The following is a 13,732-nucleotide window of genomic DNA, read 5'->3' as shown; positions in this document are numbered from 1 at the left end:
AACGGGTAATCTATTTTTGTCTCTTTAAACCCTCTAACAAACACTATAAATAGTACCGAGAAAAAATAAATACTTTTCGGGGTACTTTCTTTTCTTTTCAAGAAGCGTTTATTTTTTAGATCATAGTATATAGAGTAATTAGCTTCATATTGGCTTTTTATTAGAATATATTTTTTTTAAGCAAAAAGATTTCCCCCCCAATTCTTAACAGATTTCACAGCATTTCCTACTACTTTTTTACTAATGTCATATAAAGGATCTATCACCCATTTGTTTACAGCCCATGCTGCTACTGCACCTACCACAATTGCTTCCTCACCTGTTAATCCAACAGCTTTCTTGTTTTAGTAGTTACCTTGTCCCTTTATTGAGGAAGTTTGTTATTAAAAATTATCTAAATTTTCACTTTGCTTTTTGAATGTCTCTTTTACTTTTTTTCCGAATTGTCCTTTGATAGAATTTCCCATACTTTCGGAAACACTTGCCATATTTTCTTTCACTGAAGAGAGCTTCGTTTCGCCACTTTGTTTCGCTGTTTGTTGATTAGTGTGTTTTTTTTGATTCATGGAATGACCAATTGCTGAAGCAATGGCTTCTTTCTGTGCCTTTTTTTTAAGTTCCTTTGTTGCATCGTCTAGCATCAAAAATCACTCTCTTTCTTAGCTAATTCCTGATCAGATAATATCCGAATCTCACGATAATAGGTCTCATCTAATTCTTCTATTTCTTGCTCGATTTGTTTTCGGTCATGTTGTGCTGCTTCATAGACCTCATCTTTCAGCCGCTCTAACTTATGTACAGCTTGTATAATAAATTCTTGATCTGGAACGTAGTCTTTTAAATAGTAGTGTGTCCTATCTGCAATTTCTTCTAAATCGCGTATTCCTTGGTCTCTTTGAAAAAGAATATCATCTTCTTTTTCTTCAAATTGACGTTTTTTCTTTAGGTAATCTATTTTTATTGCTTCTTGTTGATCCAACTGAATACTCCTTCCTTTAAAAAAGTTGACTGGACAACTCCTTATCGCTTTGAACAAGTTTATCAATCCCCGCTTTAATTTCAGAAGCAAGGCTATCAAAGCTTTCACCGAGCTGTTTTGCTTTCGCTATTTGTTCTTCATAAAAGGTTGTAGGTTCTGTAACAATACTGGCTTCTGTTGCTCCAACTGAAGCCAACGCATCAATAATTTCAGAGTCATTCAGTTCTGTTCCGATTGAACGAGCATGTTGGAGTCCTTCTGTCCAAACTTCTTTTGCCTCTGTAATCGCATCTTGATAGATTGTGATCACGTCAATTAATCCGTCTTTCATTGTTTGCGAGGCGGTCGTTACAGCCAATAAAGCTTCACTGTTATCTAAATAGATTTCTTCATTCTTTGATAAGCCACCACCACTGGATTTTAGTTTTTTTCTCAATTTTTTTAGTTCTGAAAGATCAAGTATCTTATAAGCTCCATATAGTTTTAAATACTCTTTTACGCGAGCTTTTGCTTCCGCATCGTCTCCCGTCCAGAATTTTTTATCCCCATTTTTTTTCGCCCAATTTTTGGCAGCTAGTTCTACTTGCGCTTTTGTCATACCTGGGGCAAAAATACCATCTTTTGCTAAACGATCTAAATTTAGTGTGTCTCCATCAAAGTATTTAGCCAGGGTATTATGTCCATTGAATCCTATTCCTTCAATACGTGACACAGTTCCATAAGTATGATCACGTCCTGAAAGATTCGCCCAAGAATCGTTTTGATATCGTCGCAACATTTCGGGATTACTTTTCAGCCATTTCAATTGATCATCTGTGAGCGTTCCAAATTGATCACGTCCCCAGTCATCAAAACTTGTTGTTTGAAAACCCATTTTTTTACCATGTTCCGCGGCCATTTTCATCATGTAGCCACCGGATTGACTAAAACCGGCAACGTCAGTAATCGAGCCGTTATGTTTGGCTATTTTAACTTGTGTTTCGTTTAAAAAAGCTTGTGCACCCTCATATTCCCCTGAAAGCCCTCCTGCCAAAGCGCCACTTGCAGTAACATAACCGTTGGCTCCTGTTTCCTTATGCGTATTGGTTCCAGCGTACACAACAGCTACATTGTTATAGTCAGGTTTCCCATTGACGATAGGGGCGATAGCCATTGCATTTAGTTGGCTATCTTCATCACTTGCTACTTTATTTATGATTTGATACTCTCGTTGTTCATTTCCAACATTCAATCGAATTGGGTCATCGATATTTTTAGACTGAACCGTTTCTTTAGTGGTATCAATTGCTTTTGCTAAAACTTCTGTTGTGATTTCATTACTCATAAATTTTTACCTCTCTTAATAAGTTAGTTCGTGAACTGTAATGTTGTAAACAACGTCAGCTTTTGAGCTACCCTTAGAAGATTTTTTTATATTTTCAAAATCTAACTTATCTTTTGTGTTCGCTTTTCCAATGGTACTACGTAGTTCCATTTCTAATGCTGAATCTATATTAGTCGGATTCAGATACTCAGTTAATACATATTTTTTTAAGTCATCATTGTATTCAGTTTCATCATTTAATCGGTATTCAATCGTGACAAATGTTTTATTAGAGACAAACACTTTTACATAACTATTCACATAATTTCCTAAAATAGAAGAACCAAAAGTAGGAGAATTCCGCCATTCTACCCCTACGCCTTGCCATTCAATTTTTTCAATTCCTTCATAATTTTTGACCAAATAATCTGTTACATAGTTTTGGATAAGTTCAATCCCATCTTGATAGCTTTTTTCTACTGCTTTTTTATCCATATATTTTTTTCCTCCTATAAACAAACTAATAAGTAGAATAATTCCTAATAAAATTCCAAGTTTCTTTTTCAATTCTTCACCACCGAATTTTTTAGCTTAACAGTTTTTTTTGTTGTATCAATCGCTTTAGCTAAAACTTCTGTTGTAATTTCGTTACTCATAAAATATCTACCCCCACTAGTAAGTCAACTCATGAATTTTTGTATTGTAAATAACTTGAGCTTTTGGACTTCCTGAACTATTTTTCATTATATTCTTAAAAACTAGCTTATCTTTTTCTTTAAGCTGTCTAGTGGTATTTCCTATCTCCATTTCTATGATTGAATCTAAGTTAGTAGGGTTCATATAATCTTTTAAAACATATTTTTTTGAATTATCATCATACTCAGCCTCCTCAGTTAGGGTAAATCTTATAATAAAAAAGTCCTTTTCAGAAACAAATATTCTAGCTTTACTATTTACATAATTTCCAAGTATAGACGACCCAAAAATATCTGAATTCCGCCATTCTACCCCTACGCCTTGCCACTCGATTTTTTCAATACCTTCATAATTTTTAACCAAATAATCTGTTACATAGTTTTGGATAAGTTCAATCCCATCTTGATAGCTTTTTTCTACTGCTTTTTTATCCATGTATTTTTTCCCTCCTATAAACAAACTAATAAGTAGAATAATTCCTAATATAATTCCAAATTTCTTTTTCAATTCTTCACCACCGAATTTTTTAGCTTACTAAACAAAAAATCTGGAGACAATCGCTCCAGATCTCTCTGAAATTCTTAGAGCCCACGACCAATCGCAGAAGAAATAGTTTGATCCGTTTCTTCCACAATGGTTGCGACTTCATTTAATTGCTTGTTGATTTGATCTAGTAACTCCGCAAACTCACTTACTTTTGGTTTTAAGGCAGTGAATTGATCGTTAAAGCTGTCAAATCCTGAACCTTACCAATTCCCTTGAATGGTGTCTTGTTCAGACTGTAGTTTTTGTAGAATGTCCTGAACTTGTTGTGAACCATCTGTGTATTTTGTAGCAGATGTGCGTAGTTCCTGTGGTGATAATTTAATGCGATCTCCAGCCATGTGTGATCTCCTTTATTTATTAAATAAGTTCTAATTTCAGTCTAGCACAATAAGTTGTTTATTTTTATCAATATATTTTAAAAAGACCTATATTTATGATGAAAAATAAGCCTTTTGATGGATTCAATTATTATTCTTGTAATGGAACGAAGCAAAAGTTGAAGGAAGAGTGTGGATTTAGATTGCTTGGAGGAGCAGTCTAAAAATAGGGAAATAGAGGATAAACTCATCCATGGATAAGTTTATCCTCTAAGCTTAGTATGTTGCACTACCTAGTTTATCTGCTTAATCAATAGATAAACTATTTGCTGAACCTTTATAAAACGCCTCTAAAATCTCGCGCACTTCATCCGTCGATTTCGTCCCCATCAATTTCACACGTAAATCACTGGCACCAGGGAAGCCTTTTACATAAATCTTAAAGAAACGATGCAGACCAACAATTGAGCGTGGCACGATTGTTGCATAATGATCTTGTAAATCAAGCTGCATTTCTAATAATCCAAGCAACTCTTTCGGCGAATGACCTTTGGGTTCTTGTTCAAACGCATAAGGATTTTTAAAAATCCCGCGACCGATCATGATCCCATCTACACCATATTGCTCGGCTAGCTTTAAACCTGTTTGACGATCAGGGATATCGCCATTGATCGTAATCAAGGTTTGCGGTGCAATATGATCACGGATTTTCATGATTTGAGGAATCAAGTCCCAATGGGCGTCGACTTTACTCATTTCATTCCGTGTCCGTAAATGAACAGAAAGATTGGCAATGTCTTGTTTCAATAAATGTGTGAGCCAAGCGTCCATTTCAGCGATGTCTGCGTACCCAATTCGTGTTTTGACACTAACGGGTATCCCACCTGCTTTGGCCGCTTCAATCAGTTCAGCTGCAACTTCAGGGCGTAGAATCAGACCGCTCCCTTTTCCACGTCCCGCTACGTTAGGGACAGGACAGCCCATATTGATGTCGATTCCTTTAAAGCCCATTTCGGCTAGTCCAAGACTCATTTCTCTAAAAAACTCAGGCTTATCACCCCAAATATGAGCAACCATTGGCTGTTCATCCTCAGTAAACACTAAACGTCCACGTACGCTTTCTTTCCCATCTGGATGGCAATAGCTATCCGAATTTGTAAACTCAGTAAAAAAGACATCTGGTGCACCTGCTTCTTTGACCACATGGCGAAAGACGACATCAGTCACATCTTCCATTGGTGCTAAAATAAAAAAAGGCTTTGGTAGTTCTGCCCAAAAATTATTCATCATTCTATAATCTCCACTCTATTGCTTTCGGTTATATTCTAAAAAACATACTCATTATACTAATAATACTAGAAAGAATCAAAGGGAAGAATTGTACTTCAGCTAAGGTTAGTGTTAGTCGTAATACAAGTTAAAGCTAGAAAGTAAAAATAGTTTGCTTATTTTTAGTAAGTATATTATACTATTGTTATCAGTTTAGTTCTAAACTAAAAGGAGGTTCAGACAATGGAAAAGCTATCACTTACAGAAAAAGTAAAATTAAGCTGTTGGATGTCCATCTTGCAGTTCGTTCAAAAGAGCAATGTGCAGTCCAATGAGTTTTTAAAACAATATGATCTAAATGCTTCAAAATTTGATATGCTTCATCAAATTCAAGAAAATCAACCAATCACACAAAAGGAGCTAGGAGAGAAATTACTTATCTCCAAGGGTGGTGTTTCGCAAATGATCAAGCAGTTTGAAGCAGACGGCTGGATTACACGCCAACAAGAATGGAAAGAAAAATATATATCCTTGACAGCTAGAGGACAAAAACAGCTAGATAGTTGCTTTATTGCCCAAAGTAAGCAACAGGCAGCGGCTTTTGACAATTTAACGAAACAAGAAGTCTTGCAGTTAGCCAAAATCAGTCAAAAATTAATGAAACAGTCAACAGAATAAAACGATGGAATAGGAGTGTAGGGAAATGAACAAAAAAATGAATGAAACATTTGGTATTGATTCGTCAAAAGGCATGGAAATCGGGTTATATTCACTAGGAGATCACGTTAAAAATCCAATGACAGGCCAGCTGATCAGCGAGCAGCAACGAATCAATGACATTATTGAAGCGGCAAAATTTGCCGATGAAGCAGGAATCGATGTATTTGGTGTTGGTGAAAGCCATCAAAGTCATTTTATTGGGCAAGCGAACCAAGTGATTCTATCGGCAATCGCAGCACAAACAAAAGATATTAAAATTTCTAGTTCAGTGACAGTTTTAAGTACCAATGATCCAGTCCGAGTGTATGAAGAGTATGCTACCTTAGATTTGATTTCTAATGGTCGTGCTGAAATTGTGGCAGGTCGTGGCTCTCGTGTTGGGGTTTATGAACTTTTAGGGTTTGATTTAAAAGATTATGAGGAATTGTTTGAAGAAAAAATGCATTTGTTAAAACGATTGAATGAAGCAGCACCTGATGAACGAATCAATTGGGAAGGGGCATTCCGCGCTCCTTTACAAAATGCTGAAATTTTACCGCAACCACTGCGTGGACAGTTGCCTGTTTGGCGAGCAGTAGGAGGACCGGCAGATAGTGCGATCAAAGCTGGATTAGATGGCATTCCAATGATGTTGACAACACTCGCAGGACCAGCACCGATCTTCAAACGTGCGGTGGATGCTTATCGGATGTCGTTAACTGAAGCCGGCTATAATGAAAAAGAATTTCCTTTGGCTACAACGAGTTTGTTTTATGTTGCTGAAACTGGTAGCCAAGCACGGAAAGAAATGTATCCATTCTTAAATGCTGGTTGGGGTGCGATTCGTGGCGGAACCTATCCAAAACAACATTTTGCTCAATCACAAGATACCAGAGATACGCTAATGGTAGGAGGCGTCAATGAAATTATCGAGAAGATGTTGTATCAATATGAACTTTACGGCCATCAACGCTTTATGGCGCAAATCGATTTTGGCGGCGTGCCACTTGATCTTGTTAAGAAAAATATTGAATTGATTGCGACAAAAGTGATGCCAGAAGTGAAAAAGCATACGAAAGGCTAGGGGGAAATAAGATGAAAATCGTAGCGATAATCGGTTCAGCTTTTGGTAGTAAATCAAGAGTGGCTGTCAATTATACGATCAATAAAATAAAAGAAGTTCGAGCAGATGCTGAAGTAGAAATCATTGATTTTTCTGATTTACAGTTTCCATTTGCTGATGGGCGAGAGTATCTTCAATATGAAGGTGAGGTTGGTCAAGCATTGAAAAAGATGATGGAAGCAGACGGGTTGATTATTGGCACACCTATTTTTCAAGCATCGATGCCGGGCACCTTAAAGAATTTATTTGATATGTTGCCAGTGAATGCATTTCGCAATAAAGTGGCGGGAATGATCGTTACGGCTGGATCAGAGAAACACTTTTTGATTCCTGAACAACAAATTCGCCCAGTTCTTAGTTACATGAAGGCTAATTTAGTGCCGAACTATGTGTTTATCACGGACAAGGATATTATCCGCCAAGAGATCAAAAATCCTGATATTGAATTTCGTTTGGATCGGTTTGTAGATGATTTCTTCTTGTTATTGGATACCTATCAAACCATGATCCAACAAAAAGAAGCGGCTTATGATTTTTAAAAGGTACGGATTAAGTTTGTGAGGATTGGGACATCGCTCCGTGAGTCGTGATGTGACCCCCAAAAATTGTATTTTCCACGTACAACTTTTGGGGGTCACATCATCATTGCATTTCTGCAGAGGATTGTACTTATGAATTAGGGGAAAAGTGTTTGGATGAACCTTATAAGGCTCAAATTGTGTGATATTTGCATGATATTTCAGCCGCCACATTAGTTACCTAAATTCTTTTGGTTTTTGAAATGATAGACTAACAAAATAAATCCTATAATGAGAAATAGGCCGATCCAAGTTAGAAAAACACTCAGCTCTTCATTTGTTTTCGGAAAAACGTTTTGTATAGCTTGTTTGAAGATTGAAGGTTCTCTGTATACTTCGACAGTCACTTCACTCACAATCGTTTCACTATTTGCAATGCTAGGATAATAAAACAAACTACTTGTCAAGGCTAGAAAGAAGATTACTAGGGTTCTATTTTTTTCTTTTATAAAAAACATACCCTGATCCTCCCAAAATAAGTAGAGCGGCAATGCCAGCAATAATGATCCAGATTTTATTGTCTTCAGCCAACACTTCTAAACCTTCATCAAGACTACGTGAATCGGAGCGTGAGATCGTAAAATCACTTTCCCAAACTTCATTGATCTTCTCAGATTTCCCACTAGTTTTTAATACATAATCTCCAGCTTTTAGTTTGGAATTTGTCAGAGACAATTCAGGGGAAAATAGACTATTTGGTGCTACTTCGATGTTTGCCATACTATTCTTAAAAAGAACCTTCGTGGGTTGGCCTTTTTTATAGATTTCAAATGAGAGGGTTAGGTCTCGTATGATATTCGGCATAGGGTTTTGGAAGGACAAATTTAGAAATCGTTCAGGTTTTTTATTGACTAATGTTAAGCCTTTATAGTTCATTTGGCTTTTATCATTTTCTTTATTGACTCGAATTTTAATGGGAACATTGTAAGCAAAGGTATTATTTAAACCCTCGTTTGGCTGTTCTGTTGCTTTTTCGCTCACATTCACTGCACCTAAGATTGTCCCATCAAAGTTCTTTAGTTCAGCGTTCAAAGCGATGCTCATTTGTTGTGTGCTATTCGCTTCAACTGTGATTTCCTGTTGTTTTACCTTAGCAATCTGTGAGAGCTTATATTGTTGGTCCTCATCGTATTTATGATCTATGGCATAGCTAATTGCGCCATCTTTTGTTGTCATCCCATCCAAAATAGTGACAGTGATTACTTTTTCCTCAGTAGATTCGTTCACAACCAATAACTCAAGTGTTTGGTCGATTGAGGAGGATGTGGCGATATTAAAGTAATCTTCCGTGTTTTCTATCTGGTTTTCTGGAATCAAAGGCTTGAGGTAGTAAGCTGTTTCCTGCGCAAAAGCTGTATTTGGGAGCATAAGTAGAAGCAATAAACTGGCTAGTAAAAATAGTGGATAGTAGGATAGACTTTTTACTTTCATTTTTTCTAGACTCCTTTATAAAAAAATTTGATAAGAGACTAAGGTTCTAACCCAAAGAGTTATCCCTCAGTCTCTCATTGTTAAGCTTACACTTTAGGTGTCAATGTCCAAGTAATATTGGCACCGTATACGCCTGATTGTAATAGATTACTTTGTCCAATTACTAATTGAGGATTTAGTGTTAGTGTTTTTCTTTCAGTGTTGCCTTCTTGATACCCGATTGTAAACGCTTGGTGCTCATCACTATCAGTCATTGTTACCTTAGCGTTTGGTGTTAATGTGTTATCTTGTGTGGATGGTTCTAAAACAACACCTAGTTTATTTAGTAAAAAGCCTTTATTTCCAAAAGGACCGTCTGTTAGCTTTGTTTTAACTGTCCAATCATCTTTTTCGCCAGTTCCTTTTCGTGTATCAAGGACACTGATTGAGGCTTTTCCAGCTTCTTGTTCGTTCAAAGTAGATGGATTATCTTTTGTGTTTAGCTTTTCAAAAATAATACTTGCTTCGGTCGCCGCATTTTCACTAAATTTAACGGTACCTGCTGTGGTAAGGTTTTCTACTTCGACAATCGCATTACTTTTCGCAGAACCTTCTGCATCTTCCTCTGTTTTAACTGGAGGCATCACGATCAACTCGTTAGCTGGGTTAAAAGTAAAGTCTAAAGGTAGTGCTCCTGTGTATGGTTCATGCTCGACCGTAATCGTAATATCTTGACCTGTTGCATCTTTTCCATTTCTAGCATAGGTGAATCGCCCGCTGTTTAATTCTGTTAATTCTAATGTTGCGGCATAGTTACTGCCTACAGAAATATGTGTTCTTTCTTTATTATCAAGAATAACATCGTAATAACCGAAATCACCTCTTGATTTACCTTCTGTATCAAAGAATTCGTATCTTCCTGATTTGTTATCGTAACGGGCTAAGCCTAGATACCCTCTATTGTATTCAGAAACATCATTGCCATTCTCATCAAGTGCTTTTGTTCCTTGCCAAAAAGTGGAACTAAGAATATCTATCCCTGGTTGATCTTTGATGATTGTACCGGTTTCTTTAGAGCGGACAGGTGGTTGGGATGTAAAGGTTAATTCCCCACTATAAGGAACATGTTCTACAAAAACGAAGCCATTTGAGCCATCCTTTTGCACACCTTCTCTACGATAAGTAAACATATCTTTGTCTAATCTGACCATATCAACAACTGCTCGATAACCAAGTTCTGAGAGTAAGATTCTTTTTTTACCGTCTGGTGTAACGAAGAATACCCCTTTATCCCCTCTAGAAACATTGGTTTGCTTGTCAAAAAACTCATAGCGATTCGTACTTGCGTCATATTTTGCTCGTCCGATAAAATTACTATTTTGACTGGTTACGTCATTTCCTTGTGCATCGTAAACGAATGTTCCTTCCCAATTCGTTGAACCTAATACTTTATTTGGTTCAAACTCAGACGCAAAGGCCTTTGAGCCGTTCATTACAGCGAGTAACGTAAACAATACTGTAAATACTACATAAACATAACTCCCCTTAAACGTTGCTTTGTTAACCATTTGTAAAACCTCCAATTTTTTATTGTATAACTATATTTATACTAATTAATCTTACTTCAAGTAAGTAAACGTAGAGTAAACAAACTATAAACAAACTATAAATTTTCTTATAAATCTAAAAATAGGCTACTCCTATTCTAAAATACTAGAAATAAGTAGCCTATTTTTATTTAGGTTCAGTTAGTTTTTAATACTAAACAGAATTTGCAAATATCTATAAATCGTAAGCTGAAGCAAAACTTCAGGAATACCGCATTCAATATTCAGTCATGAACACTGTATCTTGTTCCGTTTAGTGGATAAAATAGTGATCAAACAACGGTCCATTCATTAAGTGTCTTGCCATCGGCATCGATCAGTTCTAACCAGCTGTTTGTGCCGCCAAAGTATAAAAATAAGCCAACCTCGTTGACACTTTTTAAGAGGATATCTTCAGTTGTAGTGAAGTTTTTTACTTTATCTTTGTGGTCTTCTCTGATTCGTTGGCCCATTTTGGCAGAGAAGCCCAAAGAACCATCTTTGTTAAGAGGGGGAGTTGGCATCATGGTTGCGCCAGCTTTTAGCAACATTTCGTTTCTTTTATGCCAAAGTACAGTAGCCTTACTGTCTCTCGTATTGATAAAAAATTCTATTTGGCTGACTTCTTTCGTCCATTTATGCCGAGCTTTAGCAGGTTTGGCTTTTTTGGTTTTTTCCTGTTGATTGAAGGGATAGCCAAATTTTGTTAAAACTAATAAGACATTTTCTTTGTAACTAGCCACTGTTTTTTTAGAATTTGTTGGGATTTTTGTTGGGTGTTGTATATTTTCAGTAAGTTGGATACCATTTTCAGTTGCTTCAGTGATGAAAAGTTGCTCTAAATAGTCAAGTTCGATATCCCAAGGTGGAGTAATGATGATCTGTTTATTATAATCTAATTTACTATCAGCAATAGCACAATCCAATCGTCCGATGGCTACAACGGTTTTGTCCTTAATTAAAAAATAGACCGCTGGATGAGCTGTTTCTAATTGGATATCGGGTAGCTCAAGTATTTCAAGGCTGCCTTGGTTATTGGAAAAGTGGATGGTTGTTTTATTTTCAGTGATAAGAACGTCTAATTTAATTTCCATGTTATGCTCCTTTAGAAAAATGATGTCGTTTTCGTATGGCAATGATCAATTCTGATTTTATCATGAAAAAAGAAATAAGTCTTATAACCAAAGGCCACTTGAATTTAAGATGGAAGAGTTAAGTTTGACAAAACTAAATTTTTGTTATGAGAGTTATTCTCACTGGAATTCCGTGTGAACTTACCGTATTTTCATTTTGTGTAAGGTAAGTTAATAATATGACGTGCATATTTTGTTAGGTAAACCTTGAATTGGTTAGGATTAAAATAGATTAAGTTATGATGTGTTTATGAGAATGCGTTCATTTTTAGGGTTAGAAATTAAAAAAATAGGTTTGAAAAAGTTTCGGTAACTTGTTATTCTGTTCTGTAAATTGACGAAGGAGGCTCCAATGGTGAAAAAATTCATAGATAACAACTTTTTGAGCCAAAATGATTATCAAGTTGCACTGGAAACAATCGTTGCCCCGCTAAGAGAACCGCTACTTACTTCTGACACACCTGGGCTGTATTTAGGCAGTAGCGGTGCAGTGTACGACCAACAGCGTGCAAATATGGAAGCGCTTGTTCGACCGTTGTGGGGGATTGCGCCTTCTTGGGCCAGTCGAAAAGATGATGTGTTAAAAGAGTCTTATATCAAGAAATTAATCAGAGGAACTGACCCAACTGACCCACAATATTGGGGAATAATCGAAGAGTATGATCAGTATATTGTTGAAACTGCCGCTTTGTCTCTGACGTTATTATTGCATAAAGAATATTTTTGGGATGACCTATCGAAAAGAGCGCAGAAAAATGTGATCCATTGGATGGAGCAAGCGTTGGAAAGAAAAATTCCTAAAAATAATTGGACTTTTTTTAAGGTGCTGATTCGAACTGCATTGCTTCATTGTGGTGAGGCATTGGACCGTAAAGCGCTCGAAGAAGAGCTAAAATTGATTGATTCGATGTATATTGGCGCAGGTTGGTATGTAGATGGGAAACAAACGCAAAGAGATTATTATATTCCTTTTGCATTTCATTATTATGGGTTGATTTACGCCACCTTTATGAAAGAAGAAGATCCTGAATGGTCGCAACGGTTTATTGAACGAGCTACATTATTCGCACATGATTTTATTTACTATTTTGATGATGATGGCGAAGCATTGCCATATGGTCGCAGCTTGACCTATCGTTTTGCGCAAGGCGCTTTTTTTTCGGCGTTGGTTTTTGCAGATGTCGAAGCGATTCCGTGGGGAGCGATGAAATCCATGCTCTCTACACATTTGGCTACTTGGCTGAATCATGATATTTTTACCTTCGATGGTCGTCTTTCAATTGGTTATCATTATGAGAATCTTGTAATGGCAGAAGGATATAATGCACCTGGGTCGCCTTATTGGGCATTGAAAACATTTTTATTGCTAGCAGTAAAATCAGATCATCCTTTTTGGAGTGCTAAACCGTCACCAGTAAAAAAAGAATCTAAAAAACTAATGGAAAAAGGAAATATGCTTTTACTAAATGAGTGTTCAGGACATCATTTGTTAGGCTATCCAGCAGGAATGCTAGTTGAAGGCCAAGCGCATGCAGAAGCGAAGTATAGTAAATTTGTTTACTCAACGAAATTTGGTTTTAGTGTACCCAAAACTGGTGTTTATTATGAAGCAGGAGCGTTTGATAATACGCTGGCTGTTTCTTGTGATGGCCAGTATTTTCGCACAAAAAAAGAAGTGATCAGCTATCAGTTAACGGAGACGTATGTTTCTTATCAATGGTCTCCTTTTGAACAAGTGACCATTGGGACAGAGATTTATCCTTTTGGTCAGTGGCACCTACGTGTACATGAAATTGATACAAAAATTCCTTTATATATTCGGGAAGGAGGGTTTAGTGTACCTGTATCAGGTAACAAACCGCAAGCGAAATCGGGAGAAAATTTTGGAGTAGTGACTGCAGGCGATCTAACTTCCCAAATTGTTGCAGTTGCAGGTTATGAAGAAGTGCTGATAATTCGACCTGAGGCCAACACTTCGCTATTTTTCCCAAGATCAAGTTTCCCATGTTTGAAAAGTAGCTTGCCACCTGGAAAACATCGTTTGCTCTGTTTAGTCGGAGGAATCGTCAAAAGTGAAGAAGGAGTAAAATAGG

At 36.8% G+C, this 13,732-nt stretch carries 14 protein-coding genes and 1 pseudogene; 4 read left to right on the top strand and 11 right to left on the bottom strand.

Annotation, left to right across the window (positions count from 1 at the left end; translation table 11 throughout):
• Positions 1-383: 383 nt before the first annotated feature.
• From IGJ55_RS15905 to IGJ55_RS15875, 7 genes and pseudogenes are all read right to left on the bottom strand, one after another.
• Positions 384-641: a hypothetical protein gene (locus IGJ55_RS15905; protein ID WP_069640409.1), complete on the bottom strand. Its 258-nt coding sequence runs from the start codon at positions 639-641 to the stop codon at positions 384-386.
• Positions 641-979, bottom strand: coding sequence for a hypothetical protein (locus IGJ55_RS15900; RefSeq protein WP_207120472.1), 339 nt, complete (start codon positions 977-979; stop codon positions 641-643). The genes IGJ55_RS15905 and IGJ55_RS15900 overlap by 1 nt, the downstream gene beginning before the upstream one ends.
• Positions 980-995: 16 nt before the next feature.
• The gene (locus IGJ55_RS15895; RefSeq protein ID WP_429948309.1) at positions 996-2,303 is read right to left on the bottom strand and encodes a hypothetical protein; all 1,308 of its coding nucleotides are present in this window, start codon (positions 2,301-2,303) and stop codon (positions 996-998) included.
• Between the two features lie 15 nt (positions 2,304-2,318).
• Entirely contained in the window at positions 2,319-2,849 is a 531-nt protein-coding gene (locus IGJ55_RS15890) for a hypothetical protein (RefSeq protein ID WP_207120471.1), read from the bottom strand.
• Positions 2,850-2,954: 105 nt separating this feature from the next.
• Positions 2,955-3,485 (bottom strand): hypothetical protein, encoded by a 531-nt coding sequence (locus tag IGJ55_RS15885; protein WP_430606850.1) that lies wholly within the window; start codon positions 3,483-3,485, stop codon positions 2,955-2,957.
• Positions 3,486-3,559: 74 nt separating this feature from the next.
• Positions 3,560-3,862, bottom strand: a pseudogene (locus IGJ55_RS15880) (WXG100 family type VII secretion target).
• A gap of 285 nt (positions 3,863-4,147) precedes the next feature.
• Positions 4,148-5,131 (bottom strand): tRNA dihydrouridine synthase, encoded by a 984-nt coding sequence (locus tag IGJ55_RS15875; RefSeq protein WP_430606849.1) that lies wholly within the window; start codon positions 5,129-5,131, stop codon positions 4,148-4,150.
• A gap of 222 nt (positions 5,132-5,353) precedes the next feature.
• Between IGJ55_RS15875 and IGJ55_RS15870 the strand changes: the two genes are divergently transcribed.
• From IGJ55_RS15870 to IGJ55_RS15860, 3 genes are read left to right on the top strand one after another with little or no spacing between them, the layout of a single operon-like run.
• Positions 5,354-5,788 (top strand): MarR family winged helix-turn-helix transcriptional regulator, encoded by a 435-nt coding sequence (locus IGJ55_RS15870; RefSeq protein WP_429948314.1) that lies wholly within the window; start codon positions 5,354-5,356, stop codon positions 5,786-5,788.
• 25 nt (positions 5,789-5,813) lie between these two features.
• Positions 5,814-6,893 (top strand): LLM class flavin-dependent oxidoreductase, encoded by a 1,080-nt coding sequence (locus IGJ55_RS15865; RefSeq protein ID WP_429948316.1) that lies wholly within the window; start codon positions 5,814-5,816, stop codon positions 6,891-6,893.
• A gap of 11 nt (positions 6,894-6,904) precedes the next feature.
• A complete protein-coding gene (locus IGJ55_RS15860; protein ID WP_207120467.1) occupies positions 6,905-7,471 on the top strand; it encodes an NADPH-dependent FMN reductase in 567 nt (188 codons plus the stop codon).
• 212 nt (positions 7,472-7,683) lie between these two features.
• Here the strand turns inward: IGJ55_RS15860 and IGJ55_RS15855 are convergent, their stop codons facing one another.
• The 4 genes from IGJ55_RS15855 to IGJ55_RS15840 form a co-directional block, all read right to left on the bottom strand.
• Complete coding sequence (locus IGJ55_RS15855; protein ID WP_069640400.1) at positions 7,684-7,968, bottom strand: LPXTG cell wall anchor domain-containing protein; 285 nt, start codon at positions 7,966-7,968, stop codon at positions 7,684-7,686.
• Positions 7,943-8,941: a WxL protein host-binding domain-containing protein gene (locus IGJ55_RS15850; protein WP_069640399.1), complete on the bottom strand. Its 999-nt coding sequence runs from the start codon at positions 8,939-8,941 to the stop codon at positions 7,943-7,945. Before IGJ55_RS15850 ends, IGJ55_RS15855 begins: the two co-directional genes overlap by 26 nt.
• 86 nt (positions 8,942-9,027) lie before the next feature.
• Positions 9,028-10,488 (bottom strand): DUF4822 domain-containing protein, encoded by a 1,461-nt coding sequence (locus tag IGJ55_RS15845; protein ID WP_429948322.1) that lies wholly within the window; start codon positions 10,486-10,488, stop codon positions 9,028-9,030.
• A gap of 311 nt (positions 10,489-10,799) precedes the next feature.
• Positions 10,800-11,600 carry a hypothetical protein gene (locus tag IGJ55_RS15840; protein ID WP_429948324.1) on the bottom strand — a complete coding sequence of 267 codons (801 nt, stop codon included), beginning with the start codon at positions 11,598-11,600 and terminating at the stop codon, positions 10,800-10,802.
• Positions 11,601-11,991: 391 nt separating this feature from the next.
• Between IGJ55_RS15840 and IGJ55_RS15835 the strand changes: the two genes are divergently transcribed.
• Positions 11,992-13,731 (top strand): DUF2264 domain-containing protein, encoded by a 1,740-nt coding sequence (locus IGJ55_RS15835; RefSeq protein ID WP_430606847.1) that lies wholly within the window; start codon positions 11,992-11,994, stop codon positions 13,729-13,731.
• The last annotated feature ends 1 nt before the right edge of the window (position 13,732 follow it).

It is taken from the genome of Enterococcus sp. AZ170, from assembly GCF_050545135.1.
In the GTDB taxonomy this organism is placed as follows: Bacteria; Bacillota; Bacilli; order Lactobacillales; family Enterococcaceae; genus Enterococcus_L; species Enterococcus_L ureilyticus.
The sequence above is the reverse complement of the archived record's forward strand: the minus strand, read 5'-3'. Positions and strand labels throughout refer to the sequence as shown.